The following is a 19,711-nucleotide window of genomic DNA, read 5'->3' as shown; positions in this document are numbered from 1 at the left end:
GTCAAGCGGTTTCGCTTTGACCCCGAACGGTCTCCTCGTCGCCGGCGGCCCGCTGCCCCGACGCGTCGCAGGGCAGCCCGTGCCGCCGGGCCACCGGCTTGTCAGTTCTTGCGAAGCTCGACGATGTCGTGCCTGGCAGGCGTGCCGTCGGCGACGGACACGTGCGCGAAGTGATCGTCAAAGATATGGTCGATCGTCACATGGCCGACGAGCTGGCGGTGATAGGTCGGCGCCACGCCCTTGGACGGACCCGGATGGGTCACGACGCGATAGACCTCGAGCTTCTGGCCGACCTCGGCGCCATCGGCCTTGCCGATGCAGACGACCGTGCCGTTGCTGCCCGTGTCGACGATCGAGCCGCGCATGAACAGGCTGTGCCCGATGCCCTGGGCCATAGCGGGGACGGCAGCAAGCATCGAAATGCCGGCAAGCGCGACCATGAGAGTTTTTCTGACCATATTCACCTCCTTGGATGGTAAGCCACCGCCCGGACTTTGCCGAGGGGAAGAGCGTCTCTTCAGGCTTGGGACTACGGTCCCGGGTCCAGCCTCGATATACGTAGAGGCCGCAGCCGATCTTCTTCCCCGGGCCGGATCTTTATTGACGCGGAGTTGACGGAATCAGCCGTCAGCACTTCAAAATCCGCGCGGCGCGAGACTTTGGTTGGCTGCGCCCGCGAAACCCGCTAGGTATCGAGGCCCGTGAAACGCCTGCTCGCCCTCCTGCTCGTCATCGGAGCGCTGTCCGGTCTCTTCGGAGCCCAGATGGCGGCCGCGCACAGCGTGCCGCAGGCGGCAGGCGCGCCGCTGGCCAAGGGCATGGATGCGGACTGCATGGCGATGATGGCCAAGCAGCAGCCTGCGCCCAGCGAAAAGCCCTGCAAGGGCCTGACGCTCGATTGCATCGCCGCGATGGGGTGCGTGATCCCGCTGGTCGCAGCGGACCTGGCAGGCGGCGTTGCGCCTGCGCGTCTCTACGACGCGCCCAGCTTCTGGACGACCGACACGATATTGACCGGCAAGGCGGTTGCGCCCGAGCCGGATCCTCCCACCAGCCTTGCCTGATTGAACGAGCACGGGCTGCGCGCATCGATCGATGCGTGCGCGCCCGGTTTCCTTCTTTTCAGTCAAAGGTTTTCGTGATGATCAAACTGCTTCCGGCCGCCCTTGTGGCGGCCCTCAGTCTCGCCGCGCCTGCGCTTGCAACCGACGCGAGCCGCACGCCGCAAGGCCATTGGGAATGGCGGTCGGCGCCGCAATATGGTCCGCGGGCGACTGGCCCTGCGCGTGTCCGCATATGGGTGCCCGACAGCCGGGACATGGCCAGCTGCGATTGCGCGATGATGCAGGCAAGCGCCGCCGACTGCATGCGCGGCGCAGTCAGGTCGGACAAGGGCTAAACCCGCTCCGGAGCGGCGCGTCACATCTTGGCGCGCCGCCTCTGTCATGAGGGGATGATATCCATGATCATGATGCCGAGGCGCGCTGTGCGACGCCTGTTGCTCTCTATCGGTGCGACGCTTGCGAGCGCCTGGGCCGTGCCGGTGTCGGCCGGCCCGCTCACCTACGAGCAGGCAGTGAGGCTCGCTGCCGCCAACGCGCCAAGCCTCAAGGCGCGCGCGGCGGCGACAGCCGGCGCCCGCTCTTCGGCGGTCGCGGCCGATCGCCTGCCCGATCCGACGCTCGACCTGGGCCTGCAGAACTTCCCGGTGAGCGGCCCCAATGCCGGCAGCTTCACGCGCGACGATTTCACTATGGCGACGATCGGGTTCAGCCAGACCTTCCCCAATCTCGCCAAGCGCCATGCACGCGCCGCGCGCGCCGCGGCCGATATCGGTATCGCCGAGGCGGGCGAGCTGGTCGAAGGCCGCAACGTGCGGCTCGAGACCGCCCTCGCCTGGGTCGATCTCTATTATGGAGAACGCCGGCTCCGGCAGCTCGACCTGCTCGATGCCAGCCTCGACGACCTGCAGAAGACCGTGACCGCACGCCTGGCGTCGGGCAGCGCGCGCCCGAGCCAGGCGCTCGAGCCCGACCAGCTCCGCGCCGCCATCGCCGATCGCCGCGCCGAGATGGCTGCGGTGGTGGCGCAGGCGCGGGCCCGGCTCGCGCGCTATACCGGCGACCCCGACCCGCAGGCGACGGGCGACCCGCCGATGCTCGATGTCGATCCGATCCGGCTGCGGGCCGAAATCGATGCGCTTCCCGCCCTGCGCGCGCAGGACGCGCGGATCGCAGTCGCCGAAGCGGACGTGCGTCTCGCGCGCGCCGACAAGCGCCCCGACTGGAAGGTCGGCGTCACCTATGGCCGGCGCGATCCCATGTACGGCGACATGGCCTCGGTCGGCGTGTCGATCGACCTGCCGCTGTTCGCCGGCAAGCGCCAGAACCCCAGGATCGCTGCAAGCGAGAGCCTTGCGCAAGGGGGTCGGTTCGACCGCGAGGCGATCCGCCGCGAGCTGGTGGCGCAGCTCGACGCCGATCTCGCAGACCATGCCATGCATCTCTCCCGGTTGCGCAATGCCCGCGAGACGCTGGTGCCACTCGCCAGGCACCGCGCCGAGCTCGACCGCGACAGCTATGGCGCCGGCAAGCTCGACCTTGGCGCCGCGCTGCTCACGACGCTCGGGCTCGCGGAGGCCGAGGTCGAGGCGCTCAACCGCGAAGCCGACGTCGCGCGCGACGCGGTCCGCATCACTATCACCTATGGGGAGGAGCGGCCATGACGCTCGATAAATCCGCGCTGCGCTGGGGCGCATCGATCCTGGCTGTCGCGCTGCTGGCCGGCGGCACAGGCTATTGGGCTGGCCATCGCCAGGCACCGCAATCGGAGGCGACCACGCCCGCCGGGGCAGGCAAAGTCCTTTACTGGTACGATCCGATGTTCCCCAACCAGAAGTTCGACAAGCCCGGCAAGTCGCCCTTCATGGATATGCAGCTCGTGCCGCGATACGCGGACGGAGGAAGCGCCGGCGCGGCCCCCACGGTCGCCGTCGATCCCGCCGCGCGGCAGAGCCTGGGATTGCGGGTCGTCGCGGCGAAGATGGGCAGCCTTGCCTCGGCCCTCGAGGTCACCGGCACGATCGACTTCAACCAGCGCGACGTCGCCGTCATCCAGGCGCGTTCGGGCGGGTTCGTGAGCCGCGTCTATGCGCGAGCGCCCGGGGACGTGGTCCGCGCCGGCGCGCCGATCGCGGACCTGCTCCTGCCCGAATGGGGCGGCGCGCAGACCGAATATCTGAGCGTCAGGCGGCTCGGCAAGCCCGACCTCACCGCGGCCGCGCGCCAGCGACTGCGGCTGATGGGCATGTCCGACGGCCTCATCGCCAGCGTCGAGCGGAGCGGACGCCCGAACGGCGTGGTGACGATCACGACGCCGATCTCGGGCACGATCCAGACGCTCGACGCCCGTGCCGGCGTGACGCTCGCCATGGGCCAGACGCTCGCCCAGGTAAGCGGGCTCGGCACCGTCTGGCTCAATGCCGCGGTGCCCGAAGCGCGCGCGGGCGATGTCCGGGTCGGCCAGAATGCCAGCACCACGCTGGCGGGCTTCCCCGGCGAGCGCTTCGCCGGCCGGGTGATCGCGATCCTGCCGACCACGCAGGCCGACAGCCGCACGCTCACCGTGCGGATCGAGCTGCCCAACCGGGACGGCCGGTTGCGGCCGGGCATGTTCGCCAGCGTCGCGCTTGGCGGCGATGCCAAGCCGGCGCTGCTGGTGCCGAGCGAAGCGGTGATCCGCACGGGCAGGCGCACGCTCGTCATGCTGGCCGCAGGCGACGGGCGCTATCATCCCGCCGAGGTCCGCATCGGCCGCGAGGCAGGCGGCGAGACCGAGATCCTTGCCGGCCTGTCGCCCGGCGAGAACGTCGTCGTCTCGGGGCAGTTCCTGATCGATTCCGAGGCGAGCCTGTCGGGAATCGAGGCGCGGCCGATCGGCGGCGGTGCGGCATCGGCGACCATCGCCGCGCCGGCGTCGAAAGCCACGCTGTACGAGACGACGGGCAAGATCGAGCGGATCACGGCCAATTCGGTGACGCTCAGCCACGAGCCCGTTCCCGCGCTCGACTGGCCGGCGATGACGATGACCTTCGCGCTCGCCAATCCGGGCATCGCGCGCGGCTTCAAGGCGGGTGACCGGGTCCGGTTCGGGTTCGACCGGCCCCCGGCGGGACCGACGCTGCGGCATATGGCGAAGGTGGCGGGCCAGTGATCGCCCATCTCATCCGCTGGTCGGTGAGGAACCGCTTCTTCGTCGTGCTCGGCATGCTCGCGCTGGTCGGCGCGGGCCTGTGGGCGGTGCGCTCGACCCCGATCGACGCGCTGCCCGATCTTTCCGACGTGCAGGTCGTGATCCGCACTTCCTATCCGGGTCAGGCGCCGCAGATCGTCGAGAACCAGATCACCTATCCGCTCACCACCACCATGCTGTCGGTGCCCGGCGCCAAGACGGTGCGCGGCTATAGCTTCTTCGGCGACAGCTTCGTCTATGTGATCTTCGAGGACGGCACCGATCTCTACTGGGCGCGCAGCCGCGTGCTCGAATATCTCAACCAGGTCCAGGGTCGGTTGCCGGCCAGCGCCCGCAGCGCGCTCGGGCCGGACGCGACCGGGGTCGGCTGGGTCTATGAATATGCGCTGGTCGACCGCACCGGCCGGCACGATCTCTCGCAGCTTCGCGGGTTGCAGGACTGGTTCCTGCGCTACGAGCTGAAGACCGTGACCGGCGTGGCCGAAGTCGCCAGCATCGGCGGCATGGTCAAGCAGTACCAGGTGCTGCTCGATCCGGTGAAGCTCGCGGCCTACGGCGTAACCCACGCCCAGGCAGTGCAGGCGATCAGCCAAGCCAATCAGGAAGCCGGCGGCTCGGTGCTGGAAATGGCCGAGGCCGAATATATGGTCCGCGCCTCGGGCTATCTGAAAACGCTCGACGATTTCCGGGCAATCCCGCTCAAGACTGCGGCGGGCGGCGTGCCCGTCCGGCTCGGCGATGTCGCCACGATCCAGGTCGGCCCCGAGATGCGGCGCGGCATCGCCGAACTGAACGGCGAAGGCGAGGTCGCCGGCGGCGTCGTTATTCTTCGGTCAGGCAAGAACGCCCGTGAGACCATCGCGGCGGTCAAGGACAAGCTCGCCGATCTCAGGAAAAGTCTGCCGCCGGGCGTCGAGGTGGTCACGGTCTATGACCGCTCGCAGCTGATCGATCGCGCGGTCGAGAACCTCACCCGCAAGCTGGTCGAGGAGTTCATCGTCGTCGCATTGGTCTGCGCCCTGTTCCTCTGGCACGTCCGCTCGGCGCTGGTCGCGATCCTGACCTTGCCGCTCGGTGTGCTGGCCGCGTTCGTCGTAATGCGGTTCCAGGGGGTGAACGCCAACATCATGTCGCTGGGCGGCATCGCCATCGCCATCGGCGCGATGGTGGATGCGGCGGTCGTCATGATCGAGAACGCCCACAAGAGGATCGAACGCTGGGAGCAGGATCACCCGGACAGACATCTCGATGGCGAGATGCGCTGGATCGTCGTCACCGAGGCGGCGGCCGAGGTCGGGCCGGCGCTGTTCTTCAGCCTGCTGATCATCACGCTGTCGTTCATTCCGGTCTTCACCCTGGAGGCGCAGGAAGGCCGGCTGTTCGCGCCGCTCGCCTTCACCAAGACCTATGCGATGGGCGCGGCCGCGATCCTGTCGGTGACCCTGGTGCCGATCCTGATGGGCTGGCTGATCCGGGGCCGCATTCCGGCCGAGCAGGCCAATCCGGTCAATCGCTGGCTCACCAATATCTACCGGCCCGCGATCGACTGGACGATGAAGCGGCCCAAGGCAGTGCTGCTGATCGCGGCTCTGGTGTTCGCCACCACGGCCTGGCCGCTCAGCCGGCTCGGCGGCGAGTTCATGCCCAATCTCGACGAGGGCGACCTGCTCTACATGCCCTCGGCGCTGCCGGGCCTCTCGGCCGCCAAGGCGAGTGAGCTGCTCCAGCAGACCGACCGCCTGATCAAGACCGTGCCCGAAGTCGAAAGCGTGTTCGGCAAGGCCGGCCGCGCCGAGACCGCGACCGATCCCGCGCCGCTCGAAATGTTCGAGACGACGATCCAATTCAAGCCCCGCGACCAGTGGCGGTCGGGCATGACGCCCGAACGCCTTGTCGACGAGCTCGATCGCCGGGTGAAGCTTCCGGGTCTCGCCAATATCTGGGTGCCGCCGATCCGCAACCGCATCGACATGCTCGCGACGGGCATCAAGAGCCCGATCGGGGTCAAGGTGTCGGGCAGTGACCTCGCCGAGCTCGACCGCATCGCGCATGATGTCGAGACCGTGGCCAGGAGCGTGCCCGGCGTCAGCTCGGCGCTCGCCGAGCGGCTGACCGGCGGACGCTATGTCGATGTCGACATAGACCGCGCCGCCGCCGCGCGGTTCGGGCTCAACATCGCCGACGTCCAGGCCATCGTCTCCGGCGCGATCGGCGGCGAGACGATCGGCGAGACGGTCGAGGGCCTCGCCCGCTACCCGATCAGCGTGCGCTATCCGCGCGAATTGCGCGACAGCCTCGACGGGCTGCGGGGGCTACCGATCCTGACGCCCGCGGGCCAGCAGATCACCCTCGGCACGGTCGCCAATGTCACGATCGCCGAAGGGCCGCCGATGCTCAAGACCGAGAATGCCCGGCCCTCGACCTGGGTCTATGTCGATGTGCGCGGGCGCGATCTCGCCTCGGTGGTTGGCGATCTGCAACGCGCGGTGGCGAGACAGGTTCGGCTCTCGCCGGGGGTCAGCATCGCCTATTCGGGCCAGTTCGAATATCTCGAGCGCGCAGTCGACCGGTTGAAGCTGGTCGTGCCCGCGACGCTGCTGATCATCTTCGTGCTGCTCTACCTGATCTTCGGCCGCTTCGACGAGGCTGCGCTGATCATGGGCACGCTGCCGTTCGCGCTGACCGGCGGCATCTGGACGCTCTATCTGCTGGGGTTCAACCAGTCGGTTGCCACCGGGGTCGGGTTCATCGCGCTCGCCGGCATCTCCGCCGAGTTCGGGGTGGTGATGCTGATCTATCTCAAGAACGCGCTGGCGGAGCACACCGCAAATCCGGACGCCGCCGAAGTCGAGGCCGCCGTGCGCGAAGGCGCGCTGCTGCGCGTCCGTCCCAAGGCGATGACGGTGGCGGTGATCCTGGCCGGCCTGCTGCCGATCCTGCTGGGATCAGGCGCGGGTTCGGAGGTCATGAGCCGGATTGCCGCGCCGATGATCGGCGGCATGCTGACCGCGCCCTTGCTCTCAATGTTCGTCCTGCCCGCCGCCTACCTGCTGTTGCGCCGGCCCAAGACCGATCCCATCCCTCAACCCGTTTCATCATGAAGGAGAAGACGATGAACCATGCACGACTGACCATTGCCCTCGGCCTCGCCGCCCTGACTGCCGCGTGCGGCAAGAAGGCGGAGGCCCCCGTTGCGACTGAGACCAACGAGGCGGCGCCCGCCGCGACCATGAGCGGCGACATGGGCAACATGTCGATGGCGCCTGACGCGAACGCCGCGATCAAGGCCAAGGGCCATGGCACCGTCACCGCGATCGACAAGGCGGCAGGCACGATCACGCTCGATCATGGTCCGATCCCGGAGGCCAAGTGGCCCGCGATGACGATGGCGTTCAAGGCCGCGCCGTCGATCACCGATGCGGTCAAGGTCGGCGACAAGGTCGATTTCGACCTCTCGCTCAAGGGCAGCGATGGCGAGGTCACCGCGATCGCAAAGCAGTGATCCGCTAAGTTCGACCGGAAAAAGCTGGTTGCGTCGCCGCTCCCGGGCGGCGACGCCCGTGCCGGCCGTCTGCCTGGCTGTGCGCCCGGTCGACGGTTGCGACCGGCAACGCCCAATGCCAGCGGCGTTTCCCTGCGCGATCACCGACAATTTGAGCACGCTTCGCGGATCGCACATTGAACGTGCAAGCCGCCCTTGCTCGCGATAGCCTGAACGGCAAGGAGCCCAGTTTAGATGACCCAGCCAGTATGACCTTGTTACCCGCGACACATCATGATCTCGTGAGCGAGCTTGTCCGTCGTTGGCGAGACGATCCCGGCGCCACCTATCGCTCCTGGTTTCTGTGGGACGAACGGCTGAAAAACTTCCGCTCCATCCGTCGCGGGCTGCAGCAGGTGGTCGCAGAAATCGAAAGTGGGCGGTTCGGCGTCGCCTATCGCGGCTCGTCACTGGAAACGGTTGTCCACTCGATCGCCGAACAGCGGCAGATCTTCAAGGGCGCCGACCATGCCTGGCTGTGGAAGCCCAAGCTGCGCATTCCAGACATCTACGAAAGCCCGGACAACCAGCGGGCGTTCGGTCGCCTGCTCGACAATTGCTCGTGCTGCGATACCGCCGAGGAGATCATCAGCCACATCCGCAGCATAGACGCGCTCAAGATCAAGGGGCTGGGGCCGGCGGCGGCCAACCTGCTCTATTTCCTTCACCCGACGCTGGTGCCGCCCTTCAATACCGCGATCGTCAAGGGCTACAATGCCGTCACCGGCGCCAAGGTGAAGCTCGGGTCATGGGATCATTTTCTCGCCATGCGCGCCGGCATCCTCGACCTCAACGACCGTTACCGCGAGTTGCTCTCCAACGATCTCGGCGCGATCGGCGGACTGTTGTTCGACATTGGCTCGGGCCGCTATCCCGCGCCACCGCTGGAGGATGACGCAACGGCGGCCGACGACTGGCTCGGCAGATTGGAACATGCCAGAGCGGAGGCAAGCCGGCTCGACAAGACAGCCGCCGCGCAGGGCGAAACCGATCGCACGCACGCCGAAATCCAGGCCTGGCTGCGCGACCTCGGCCATGCCCTCGGTTACGATGTGTGGATCGCCGCCAATGACCGCGGTCGACTTCACGCTGGCTGCCCGCTTGGACAGGGATGCCTCGAGCGCCTTCCAGACGCCATTGCGACCTCTCCCGGAGCGGACTCGATCCGCCTCATCGACGTGTTGTGGCTGGCGAAGGGTGGCGACGGCGTCGCCGCCGCGTTCGAGGTTGAACATTCGACCTCGATCTACTCGGGGATCGTGCGCATGCTCGATCTGGCGCTGTCGGGGAGCGATCTGCACGCTGCCGCCGGGCTATTCCTGGTCGCACCGAATGCGCGCGAGCAGGACGTTCGCGCGCAACTCCGTCGCCCGGCTTTCAGCCGTATTGCCGATCTCGACTTCGCCTATCTGCCCTATGGCGAGCTGGAGAGAAACAGGGACGCGATCGCTCGTTTTGGAACGGGATTGAAGGCCATCAAGGCGATCTCAAGCCCCCTTCCCTGAAAGGGGGCGTTTGCGGGAGGGGGCGGAATCCTACGCCAAGCTCGCCCAGATAGCCGGCGCGAGATCTTACTTGTTGCTGCCTTCTACGGTCGCGCCAGAAAGGCGACGGCTCAGTTCTATCCGGCGATGGCTACGCATTTTGAAGGTGTCTGGCCCAACGCGCCGATACTCAATGAAGCCGAGAGAACGCCAAAATCGCTCTGCCGCTTCATTCGCTTCCAGCACGGCCAACCGAATCTCTGTGGCACCTCTCGCAGCGGCCCAGCTTTCGACCGTCGAGTAAATTGAGCGTCCGACGCCACGACCACGCTGTGCGGCATCTACGATCATGAAGCCGAGATACCATGTGCCATCACGCGGATAATCGCGGAGGATGGCCGCGATTGCATATAGGCCGCCAGGCCCCTTCCATCCCAGGACAGCTTGATTGTGGGCGCTCTTTTCGGGCGGCACATCGGAGAAAAGCTCGCGAGCATCGTCCAGCGTGGGCGCGGCCCCGTCCTGCAACAGGAAATAGTCGCTGCAACGGTTGTACAGGTCTGCAACGTCTGCGGCGTCCGCTTGGGTAAGTTTGATCGGGGCTCCCGTCATCATCATCGCGTTTTGGCAGCAAGCACGCGCTGACCGTAATCCCGGAGTTCCCCGTTGGGACCGACATAGCGGTAGAGAGTGACGCGCTCGATCCCGAGTTCCTTGCAGAGGTCGGAAACGGACGTGTCGCGTTGGGCCATAGCAGCCTGAGCGAGCCGCACCTGGGCCTTGGAGAGGGCGAACTTGCGGCCACCCTTGCGTCCCCGCGCGCGGGCAGCGGCCAGGCCAGCCATGGTGCGCTCGCGGATCATATCCCGCTCAAACTCCGCCAGTGTGGCAAAAATGCCGAACACCATCCGGCCCGATGGCGTCGTGGTGTCGATCTGCGCGCCCTTGCCGGTGAGCACCCGCAGACCGATACCGCGATCCGACAGATTCTGCACCGTGCTGACCAGGTGGGTGAGCGTTCGGCCGAGCCGGTCGAGCTTCCAAACGATGAGGACATCGCCGTCGCGCAACGATTTCAGGCAGGCGGCAAGACCGGGGCGATCATCACGGCTACCGGATGCACGATCATCATAGATATTGCCTGGCTCGACACCGGCAGCGCGAAGGGCATCGTGCTGCAGGTCGAGCGACTGCGAGCCGTCGGCTTTGGACACGCGGGCGTAGCCGATCAGCATGGATCACAAACGAAGGTTTGAGGCGGTGACGAACATGAGCACATAAGATTGGGCTATTGTGTATCTTAACCAGCATCTCAATCAAGCTATCTCAAACCGTAGCTCGGAAAGAATAAGGAGCATGTATGCCGCGTCGCGTGACCCTGACCGATCGACAGCGCGAGGCGCTGCTTCACTTGCCGGTCGATCAAGGTGAGCTGCTGCGGCACTATACCCTCAGCGATGAGGATCTCGGGCATATCCGCCAGCGCCGGCGCGCCCACAATCGTTTTGGCTTCGCGCTGCAACTGTGCGTCCTGCGCTACCCGGGCCGGGTGCTCGCTCCTGGCGAGTTGATCCCGGCGCAGGTATCGGATTTCATCGCGGCCCAGCTCGGCCTGACCAGCGACGATCTACTCCTCTATGCCGCGCGCGAGGAGACCCGGCACGAGCATCTGGCGGACCTTCGCCGAATCTACGGCTATCGCTCCTTTTCGGGGCGGGGCGCACGGGATTTGCGCGAATGGATCGCTCGGGAAGCCGAGGCGGCGACATCGAATGAGGATCTTGCCCGTCGCTTCGTTGCGGAGTGTCGCCGCACCCGCACGATCCTTCCCGGCTCCTCGACGATCGAGCGCCTTTGCGCCGATGCGCTGGTTGAGGCCGAGCGCCGGATCGAGGATCTTATCGCCCATCGCATCACGCCAACCCTGAGCGAGAATTTGGCTCACCTGTTGGAGGATACGGTGGATGGTCGCGTCACGCGCTTCGTATGGCTGCGACAGTTCGAGGTTGGCGCAAATTCAGCAGCCGCTAACCGGCTGATGGATCGACTGGAATATCTTCAAAGGTTCGATCTTCCGGCGGATTTGCTGGACGGCGTGCCGGCGCATCGTGTGACCCGGCTTCGCCGGCAGGGCGAGCGCTATTACGCCGACGGCATGCGTGATCTGCCCGAAGACAGGCGGCTTGCGATCCTCGCTGTCTGCACCCTGGAATGGCGGTCATCGCTGGCCGATGTCATCGTGGAGACCCACGATCGCATCGTAGGCCGTCTCTATCGGGCCTCCGAACGCCTTTGCAACACCAGGATCGCCGACGCAAAGGCGGCCGTTCGGGACACGCTGAAGTCCTTTGCCGAAATCGGTGGTGCTTTGCTTGGAGCGCAGGACGATGGCACGGCCCTGGACGGGATAATCGCCACCGGGCCTGGCTGGGAACGGTTCAGAACCCTTGTCGCCACGGCCTCCGCACTGACCAACGTGCTCGCGGCCGACCCGCTCAGCCGTGTGCTGGACGGCTATCACCGTTTCCGCCTCTACGCGCCCAGGATGCTGCGCCTGCTCGACATGCAGGCGGCGCCGATCGCCACGCCTCTTCTGGCGGCCGTTGCGATGCTGCGTAACGGGATCAAGGTCGATCCGCCGGTGGATTTTCTACGTCCCAACTTGAAATGGCATCGTCATCTTCGCGCTGAGCCCAGCGGCGACCACCGGCTTTGGGAAATCGCGGTGCTGTTCCACATCCGCGACGCCTTCCGGTCCGGTGACATATGGTTGGCGGGATCGCGCCGCTATGGCGACCTCAAGCAGCTTCTGGTCCCGCCACAGGCGATAGAGCAGACCGCGCGGCTCGCCGTGCCGCTGCGACCCGGCGAATGGCTGGCCGAGCGCAGGGCTCGACTGGATACACGGCTGAAGGAGTTTGGCCGCGCGGCGCGAACCGGCACGATCCCAGGCGGCATCATCGAGAACGGCAAGCTGCACATCGACAAGCTGAGGGCCGACACGCCCGAAGGGGCCGAGGATCTCGTGCTCGATCTCTATCAACAGCTCCCGCCCGCGAGGATCACCGATCTGTTGCTGGAAGTCGATGAGCGAACCGGATTTTCCGAGGCGTTCACGCATCTGCGCACCGGCGCGCCCTGCAGCGACCGGATCGGCCTGATGAACGTGTTGCTGGCGGAAGGCGTCAATCTCGGTTTGCGCAAGATGGCGGCGGCGACCAACACGCACAGCTTCTGGGAATTGCTGCGGATCGCGCGCTGGCATGTCGAAGGCAGCGCCTATGATCGGGCGCTCGCCATGATCGTGGAGGCCCACGCCGCCCTGCCCATGGCCGCCTTCTGGGGACAAGGGCAATCGGCATCCAGCGACGGGCAGTTCTTCCTTGCTACCGAGCAGGGCGAGGCGATGAATCTGATCAACGCGAAATATGGCAACGTCCCGGGCCTCAAGGGATACAGCCATGTGTCCGATCAATATGCGCCGTTCGCAACCCAGGTGATCCCGGCAACGGTCAGCGAGGCTCCCTATATCCTGGACGGGCTGCTCATGAATGACGCGGGCCGCCGCGTTCGCCAGCATTTTGCCGACACGGGCGGCTTCACCGATCATGTGTTCGCCGCCTGCGCCTTGCTCGGCTACAGGTTCGCCCCCCGTATCCGCGATCTCCCTCAGAAAAGACTCTATGCCTTCACGCCCAACGCGACGCCGGCCAATGTGCGAGCGCTGGTCGGAGGTAAGATCAATGAACCGCTCATCGAGCGCAACTGGCCCGACATCCTGCGCATCATGGCGACGATCGCAGCGGGGATCGTCGCCCCCAGCCAGATTCTTCGCAAGCTCGCCTCTTACCCGCGCCAGAATGGCGTCACCTCAAGCTTTGTACGCTGAACAACGATTTTCCGGACATAATGTGAACATTGGTGTCAGGCAGCGGCGCGAAGGTACTGGTAGAGGGTTTCGCGGCTGATGCCCATGTCGCGCGCTATGGTCGCCTTGCGTTCACCGGCGGCAACGCGGCGGTGCAGATCGGCAATCATCTCATCCGAGAGCGACCGTTTCCGCCCCCGATAGGCGCCGCGCTGCCGAGCGATCGCAATGCCTTCGCGTTGCCGTTCGCGGATCAGAGCGCGCTCGAACTCAGCAAACGCACCCATGACCGAGAGCATCAGATTGGCCATCGGGGAGTCCTCCCCCGAGAAGGACAGGCTTTCCTTCTCAAACTCGATCCGGATACCTCGCTTGGTGAGGCCCTGGACCAGCTTGCGCAGGTCATCCAGATTGCGGGCCAACCGATCCATGCTGTGGACGACGACGGTATCGCCTTCGCGGGCGAAAGTGAGCAGAGCCTCAAGCTGGGGGCGGTTGACGTCCTTGCCCGATGCCTTGTCGGTGAAGGTCCGATCGAGCGACTGACCTTCCAATTGGCGATCCACATTCTGATCGAACGTGCTGACCCGGACATAGCCGATCCGTTGCCCCTTCACTGCGCACTCTCTCCATCAAAATGTCAGGTTGAAATCTATGATACGTAACGAAATTCGTCAACAAATTCCGTTTATCACCCTAATCTGACAGAAACCGCAGTACCGCCCTGACGTCCAGTTAGGCTATACTCCAAGCTGACATCACAAAATCAAATCCCTCAAAGATGGCGTCAATTGCCTTGATGGGGTAAAAACTGGAGTGCTTCCAGGATGGGACATTCGGCAACGTCATCTCCAGTGCATCTGGCTAACGTGGTCGCCAGCGTCACCTCTATCTTCTGCAAATCTGCAATGCGGCGGCGGACATCTTCAAGGTGGAGTTCGGTTCTCGCCATAACCTCCGCGCAGGTTTGTGCACCGGTATCGGTGAGCGACAACAATGACCGTATCTCATCCATTGCATAGCCAAGGTCGCGCGCGCGCAGGATGAACTGCAACCTTTGCACCAGTTCCGGCGAATAGACGCGGTAGCCGTTGGAACTGCGAGGCGGCCCCGGCAGCAATCCCACCTTCTCGTAATAGCGGATGGTTTCGAGATTGCAGCCTGTTTTCCGGGCAAGCTGGGCACGCAAGATGCCGACCTGTTGCTCCATGAAAATACCTCTTGAGTCTGTAGTGGCTACAGAGCCTACACTGCGAATCACTCAGTTGGAACAAGGGATTCAAGCCATGGTCTCAACGCCGGAAGCGGGACAGCCAGCCCTCACCGAAAACCACGAGCCGAAGCAGGCAAACTGGGTTGCGGCGGGCGCATTGATCGGCGCGGGGCTCGCCTCGGCTTGCTGCGTCGTCCCGCTACTGTTGGTTATGCTCGGAATTTCCGGCGCGTGGATCGCCAACCTGACGGCGCTCGAACCTTACAAGCCCTATGTCGCAGGCGTAACGCTCGCGCTGCTCGGCTACGGCTTCTGGCATGTCTATTTCAAGCCGAAACCGCCCTGTGAAGACGGTTCCTACTGCGCTCGTCCACAATCGGCTTGGACCACCAAGGCGGTGCTGTGGCTGGGCCTTGCCGTCGCCATCCTGGCGCTCACCATCGACTGGTGGGCACCCTGGTTCTATTGAAAGGAAATACCCATGAAAAAGACAGTATGTATCGCTATGGCCGTGCTGGCTATGGCTGGCGGCGGGGTCGCCTATGCAGTTAGTGGCACGGCGCAAGATCGCCCCGCGGCTACCGCAACCGCTCAGAAGCAAACCACCTTTGCCATAGAGAACATGACCTGCGCCACCTGCCCGATCACCGTGAAGAAGGCGATGGAAGGCGTCGCCGGGGTAACGGCGGTCACGGTCGATTTCGCAGCCAAGACCGCGCGCGCAACCTATAACCCGCGCCGCACCAATGCTGCTGCGATTGCCGCTGCATCAACCAACGCGGGTTATCCGGCGCGCGCTATTCAAAACTGAGCGGGGCGCCGCCAGCGCCTCAAGAAAGCGATAAGCAATGAACGACTGTTGCAACCGCCCCGGGCAGGAAGGATTTGACGTGGCCGTCATCGGCGCGGGTTCTGCCGGGTTCTCCGCCGCGATCGCCGCTGCCGATCTGGGCGCGAAAGTGGCGCTCGTCGGTCACGGCACGATTGGCGGCACCTGTGTCAATGTTGGCTGCGTTCCTTCCAAGACGCTGATCCGCGCCGCCGAAGCGGTGCATGGTGGGCTTGCCGCCGCGCGCTTTCCCGGCCTTGGGGGCGCTGTCCAGATGGATGACTGGTCCGTATTGGCGGCGTCGAAGGACGATCTTGTCACGACGCTGCGCCAAAAAAAATATGTCGATCTGCTGCCCGCCTATGACGGTGTGAGCTATATCGAGGGCAAGGCACGCTTTGCCGATGGTGCGCTGATTGTCGGCGATGCGCCCATGAAGGTCGGCAAGGTCATATTGGCGATGGGTGCGCACGCCGCCGTGCCGCCGATTCCGGGGATGGACAGCGTGCCCTACCTAACCAGCACATCGGCGCTGGCGCTGGATCGCTTGCCCAAATCGCTGCTGGTGATCGGTGGCGGGGTGATCGGGGTAGAACTGGGACAGATGTTTTCGCGTCTGGGCGTTGATGTCACCATCTGCTGCCGAAGCCGCCTGCTCCCCGAAATGGACCCGGAAGTGAGTGCCGCGCTGAAAAACTATTTGGAAGCCGAGGGCGTGCGGGTTTGCGCAGGTGTCGGCTATCAGCGTATCGCCCAAACACAGAGCGGGGTCGAATTGACCTGCGAGGGGCATTGTGACACCGTCGCGGCGGAACAGGTGCTCATCGCCACCGGACGCCGACCCAATAGCGACGGGCTTGGGCTGGAGGAGCGCGGCATAGTGCTTGCCCGTAATGGTGGAATCGTCGTCGATGACCACCTCGAAACGTCGGTTCCAGGCATTTACGCGGCGGGCGATGTAACGGGACGGGACCAGTTCGTCTACATGGCCGCCTATGGCGCAAAACTGGCCGCGCGCAACGCGGTGACGGGCAACCAATACCGCTACGACAATTCCTCCATGCCATCCGTCGTCTTCACCGACCCGCAAGTCGCCAGCGCCGGCCTCACTGAAACGACAGCACGGGCGCAAGGCCTGGACATCAAGGTTTCGCTGCTCCCGCTCGATGCTGTGCCAAGGGCACTGGCAGCACGCGATACGCGGGGTCTCATCAAACTGATTGCCGACAAGGCGAACGACCGTTTGCTGGGCGGCCAGATCATGGCACCCGAAGGCGCGGATTCGATCCAGACACTGGTGCTGGCGATCAAACACGGCATGACCACCCTGGAATTGGGTGCAACGATATTTCCTTACCTGACCACTGTGGAAGGCCTCAAACTGGCGGCCCAAACGTTTGATAAGGATGTCGCCAAACTGTCTTGCTGCGCCGGGTGATTGCTCGGGGATCAACCGGCAACGAATGGCCTCCCTCCAGTGCAAGCCGCTTTGGTGTCAATTTTGTTATTCGCCTCAGCGGGAGAGCAAAATGGCACGACGCCGACTTCTGACCGGAGACGAGCGCCGGCGCCTGTTCGATCCTCCTGTCCAAGAAACCGCGATCATTGGGCATTATACCCTTTCTGCGGAAGATGTTGAATTGGTTGGGCGCCGCTATGGTCCAGCAAATCGCCTCGGTCTGGCTGCACAAATCGCTTTGATGCGACATCCCGGCTTTGGTCTGCAACCCGAGATCGGGCTTCCCGACGTCATTCTTCAGTACCTCGCGGCACAGTTATTCGTCGATCCTTCCTCCTTCTCTGCATATGGTCAGCGCGCGCAAACCCGTACCGATCATGCCGATCTCGTGGCGCGTTATCTTGGCATACGCCCGTTTCGACGCGGCGACCTGGCACTTGCCCTGAATCTTGCCGCGCAAGCCGCCGAGTATACAGACAGAGGTGAACCGATTGTTCGCGCCCTCATGGTTGGCCTGAAGGGTGAGCGGTTCATTCTTCCGTCAGGCGACACACTGGAACGCGCCGGTCTTGCTGGCCGGGCACGCGCACGCAAAGCTGCCGCAGCCGCAATCGTCGAAGGCCTCAGCTCTGCTGAACTGACACGGCTAGACGAACTCGTAATCAACAACCCGGATTTCGGCATGACACCGCTGGCGTGGTTGCGTAATTTCGAAGAAGCCCCGACTGCGGCCAATATCAATGGCTTGCTTGAGCGCCTGCGCTATGTTCGCGGCATAGGTATCCACCCGGTAGTTGGGGGCGCCATTCCGGAATTCCGCTTTGCCCAATTTGTCCGCGAGGGCGGCGTGGCACCGGCATTCCTGCTTTCGGATTACAGCGTCAATCGCAGGCGGGCGACGTTGACGGCCGCAGTGATCGACCTTGAGGCCAGACTTGCCGATGCCGCGATCCAAATGTTTGACCGACTTATCGGCGGCATGTTCACGCGCGCGCGGCGTGGGCGCGAGCGTCGCTACCAAGATAGTATTCAGTCGGTGGGGCAACTCATGCGGCTGTTTGGCGCCACGATTACAGCACTTGATGAGGCTGTCCAGAATGGCGGCGATCCGCTCGAATTGATTGACGAAGCGGTGGGCTGGCACCGGCTTGTTGCGGCAAAGGCCCAAGTAGATGCCCTTGCTGATCTTGCCGGCGAGGACGCACTGGTAACGGCAACCGAGCGTTACGCCACGCTACGGCGTTTCAGCCCGGCATTTCTGGACGCCTTCACCTTCAAGGCGTCTGGAACAGGGACGGCACTGATCAAAGCCATCGATGTCATTCGCGATGCGAACACACGAAAGTCGCGCGACCTTCCCGATGGCGTTCCACTGCCATTCCCCAATCGGCAGTGGAAGCGTCTCATCACCGAAAGCGGCCGTATCGACCGCCGACGTTATGAAATTGCGATCATGGCAACCTTGCGTGATCGTTTGCGCGCCGGTGATGTATGGATCGAGGGAACCCGCAACTATCAGCGCTTCGATGCCTATTTGCTGGGTCGGCGCGACGCCGCCAAAGTGGCGGATGTGCTTCCGTTCGATTCAAATGCTGCATCCTACCTCGCTGACCGGGCACGAAATCTTGACTGGCGGCTGCGCCGATTTGCCAAGCAGTTGAAAACAAACAAGCTTGAGGGAGTGTCGCTCGAACGAGACCGGCTCAAGCTTCAGCAAATGCCGCCTGTCACCCCACCGGAAGCTGAAGCCCTCGATCGCAAGCTCGATACCCTGCTTCCCCGCGTGCGCATCACCGAGCTGCTGCTTGAAGTCGCCGAACGCACTGGTTTTTTGAACGCATTCCGTGACCTGCGCTCAGGCAAGGAGCACGACAACCCCAGCACGGTACTCGCCGCAATTCTGGCTGATGGCACCAACCTCGGGCTGGAGCGGATGGCCAATGCCAGCGAAGGCGTCAGCTATGCCCAACTCGCATGGACCCACAACTGGTATCTTTCACCCGAGAACTATCAGGCCGCGCTGGCCATGATCATCTCAGCCCATCACGAATTACCCTTCGCGCGGCATTGGGGCGCTGGCACCAGTTCGTCGTCCGATGGCCAGTTCTTCCGGTCGGGGCGGAGCCGTTCAGGGGCGGCGGACGTCAATGCCAAATATGGCGCCGAACCTGGCGTGAAAATCTATTCTCACCTTTCCGATCACTTCGCATCATTCGGATCACGGATCATGTCCGCGACGGCAGGTGAAGCGCCTTACGTGCTCGACGGGCTTGTCCTGGGCGCCGGCAACCTTCCGTTGCATGAGCACTATACCGATACCGGCGGCGCCACCGATCATGTTTTCGCACTCTGCCACCTACTCGGGTTCCGCTTCGCGCCCCGGCTGCGCGATATTGGCGACCGCAAGCTGGGTTCGATCGCTGCGCCATCGACATACAAGGGCATCGAAAATCTGATGGGCCGCACCATCAAAACGGCAGCGATCGAGGCCGATTGGGATGACATCGTCAGGATTGTCGCCTCAATCAAGGATGGCACGGTGGCGCCGTCAGTAATCTTGCGAAAACTTGCCGCCTACAAACGCCAGAACAGGCTGGATTTTGCATTGGCTGAACTGGGCCGTATCGAGCGCACTTTGTTCACGCTCGATTGGCTTGAACAACCGGAACTGCGACGTGCCTGTCAGGCCGGTCTCAACAAAGGCGAGGCGAGGCACACGCTTGCCGCCGCCATCTATACCAACCGGCAGGGTCGGTTCACCGATCGCTCGCTGGAAAATCAGGAATTTCGCGCATCTGGGCTGAACCTGCTGATTGCGGCGATTTCCTACTGGAACACGGTCTATCTCGACCGGGCCGCCCAGCACCTCAACGCTGTCGGCACGACGTTCGATGCGGCACTGCTTGCGCACCTTTCTCCGATGGGCTGGGCGCACATCAGTCTGACCGGCGATTACCTCTGGGAGCAGGCCAGGCGACTTCCAGCAGGTGAATTCCACCCACTCAACGAGCCAATGGCGCGGTTGAAGCGTGTAGCGTAGCCCATGTTCCGCTTATGTCCGAGAAA

At 64.1% G+C, this 19,711-nt stretch carries 16 protein-coding genes and 1 pseudogene; 12 read left to right on the top strand and 5 right to left on the bottom strand.

From position 1 onward, the window contains the following. Positions 1-101: 101 nt before the first annotated feature. On the bottom strand, positions 102-440 hold the full coding sequence (locus tag L8F96_RS16365) for a hypothetical protein (protein WP_007406371.1): 339 nt from the start codon (positions 438-440) through the stop codon (positions 102-104). A gap of 261 nt (positions 441-701) precedes the next feature. Between L8F96_RS16365 and L8F96_RS16360 the strand changes: the two genes are divergently transcribed. The 7 genes from L8F96_RS16360 to L8F96_RS16330 all read left to right on the top strand — a co-directional run bounded on the left by L8F96_RS16360 (position 702) and on the right by L8F96_RS16330 (position 9,297). Then, positions 702-1,064 (top strand): hypothetical protein, encoded by a 363-nt coding sequence (locus L8F96_RS16360; RefSeq protein ID WP_007406428.1) that lies wholly within the window; start codon positions 702-704, stop codon positions 1,062-1,064. A gap of 77 nt (positions 1,065-1,141) precedes the next feature. Continuing rightward, positions 1,142-1,399 carry a hypothetical protein gene (locus L8F96_RS16355; protein ID WP_007683334.1) on the top strand — a complete coding sequence of 86 codons (258 nt, stop codon included), beginning with the start codon at positions 1,142-1,144 and terminating at the stop codon, positions 1,397-1,399. 63 nt (positions 1,400-1,462) lie between these two features. Beyond that, the gene (locus L8F96_RS16350) at positions 1,463-2,725 is read left to right on the top strand and encodes a TolC family protein (RefSeq protein ID WP_029548875.1); all 1,263 of its coding nucleotides are present in this window, start codon (positions 1,463-1,465) and stop codon (positions 2,723-2,725) included. Next, complete coding sequence (locus L8F96_RS16345) at positions 2,722-4,212, top strand: efflux RND transporter periplasmic adaptor subunit (protein WP_007406384.1); 1,491 nt, start codon at positions 2,722-2,724, stop codon at positions 4,210-4,212. The genes L8F96_RS16350 and L8F96_RS16345 overlap by 4 nt, the downstream gene beginning before the upstream one ends. Further along, positions 4,209-7,352, top strand: coding sequence for an efflux RND transporter permease subunit (locus L8F96_RS16340; protein ID WP_016746446.1), 3,144 nt, complete (start codon positions 4,209-4,211; stop codon positions 7,350-7,352). The genes L8F96_RS16345 and L8F96_RS16340 overlap by 4 nt, the downstream gene beginning before the upstream one ends. Further along, positions 7,349-7,753: a copper-binding protein gene (locus L8F96_RS16335; protein WP_007406376.1), complete on the top strand. Its 405-nt coding sequence runs from the start codon at positions 7,349-7,351 to the stop codon at positions 7,751-7,753. The genes L8F96_RS16340 and L8F96_RS16335 overlap by 4 nt, the downstream gene beginning before the upstream one ends. Before the next feature lie 281 nt (positions 7,754-8,034). Beyond that, positions 8,035-9,297: a hypothetical protein gene (locus L8F96_RS16330; protein ID WP_007683327.1), complete on the top strand. Its 1,263-nt coding sequence runs from the start codon at positions 8,035-8,037 to the stop codon at positions 9,295-9,297. Between the two features lie 66 nt (positions 9,298-9,363). Here L8F96_RS16330 and L8F96_RS16325 read toward each other — a convergent pair whose 3' ends face one another. Beyond that, a complete protein-coding gene (locus tag L8F96_RS16325) occupies positions 9,364-9,894 on the bottom strand; it encodes a GNAT family N-acetyltransferase (RefSeq protein WP_007686150.1) in 531 nt (176 codons plus the stop codon). Further along, complete coding sequence (locus L8F96_RS16320) at positions 9,891-10,511, bottom strand: recombinase family protein (RefSeq protein ID WP_008832583.1); 621 nt, start codon at positions 10,509-10,511, stop codon at positions 9,891-9,893. The genes L8F96_RS16325 and L8F96_RS16320 overlap by 4 nt, the downstream gene beginning before the upstream one ends. 125 nt (positions 10,512-10,636) lie before the next feature. Here L8F96_RS16320 and L8F96_RS16315 point away from each other — a divergent pair. Next, positions 10,637-13,138: pseudogene (locus tag L8F96_RS16315) on the top strand (Tn3 family transposase); the annotation flags it as partial. A gap of 62 nt (positions 13,139-13,200) precedes the next feature. Here the strand turns inward: L8F96_RS16315 and L8F96_RS16310 are convergent. After that, positions 13,201-13,761 carry a recombinase family protein gene (locus L8F96_RS16310; RefSeq protein WP_004213255.1) on the bottom strand — a complete coding sequence of 187 codons (561 nt, stop codon included), beginning with the start codon at positions 13,759-13,761 and terminating at the stop codon, positions 13,201-13,203. A gap of 170 nt (positions 13,762-13,931) precedes the next feature. Then, a complete protein-coding gene (locus L8F96_RS16305; RefSeq protein WP_014072603.1) occupies positions 13,932-14,354 on the bottom strand; it encodes a MerR family transcriptional regulator in 423 nt (140 codons plus the stop codon). 76 nt (positions 14,355-14,430) lie between these two features. Here L8F96_RS16305 and L8F96_RS16300 point away from each other — a divergent pair, with 76 nt between their 5' ends. The 4 genes from L8F96_RS16300 (at position 14,431) to L8F96_RS16285 (ending at position 19,685) form a co-directional block, all read left to right on the top strand. After that, positions 14,431-14,826, top strand: coding sequence for a mercuric transporter MerT family protein (locus L8F96_RS16300; RefSeq protein ID WP_014072602.1), 396 nt, complete (start codon positions 14,431-14,433; stop codon positions 14,824-14,826). A 12-nt stretch (positions 14,827-14,838) separates the two neighbouring features. Then, positions 14,839-15,168: a heavy-metal-associated domain-containing protein gene (locus L8F96_RS16295; RefSeq protein ID WP_004213249.1), complete on the top strand. Its 330-nt coding sequence runs from the start codon at positions 14,839-14,841 to the stop codon at positions 15,166-15,168. A gap of 79 nt (positions 15,169-15,247) precedes the next feature. Continuing rightward, positions 15,248-16,624: a mercury(II) reductase gene (gene merA, locus L8F96_RS16290; protein ID WP_021222959.1), complete on the top strand. Its 1,377-nt coding sequence runs from the start codon at positions 15,248-15,250 to the stop codon at positions 16,622-16,624. A gap of 91 nt (positions 16,625-16,715) precedes the next feature. Then, a complete protein-coding gene (locus tag L8F96_RS16285) occupies positions 16,716-19,685 on the top strand; it encodes a Tn3 family transposase (RefSeq protein ID WP_014072601.1) in 2,970 nt (989 codons plus the stop codon). The last annotated feature ends 26 nt before the right edge of the window (positions 19,686-19,711 follow it).

This window comes from Sphingomonas panaciterrae, assembly GCF_036890205.1.
GTDB classification, from domain to species: domain Bacteria; phylum Pseudomonadota; class Alphaproteobacteria; order Sphingomonadales; family Sphingomonadaceae; genus Sphingomonas; species Sphingomonas panaciterrae.
Note: the sequence above shows the minus strand (reverse complement) of the source record. Positions and strands in the feature narration are given on the sequence as shown.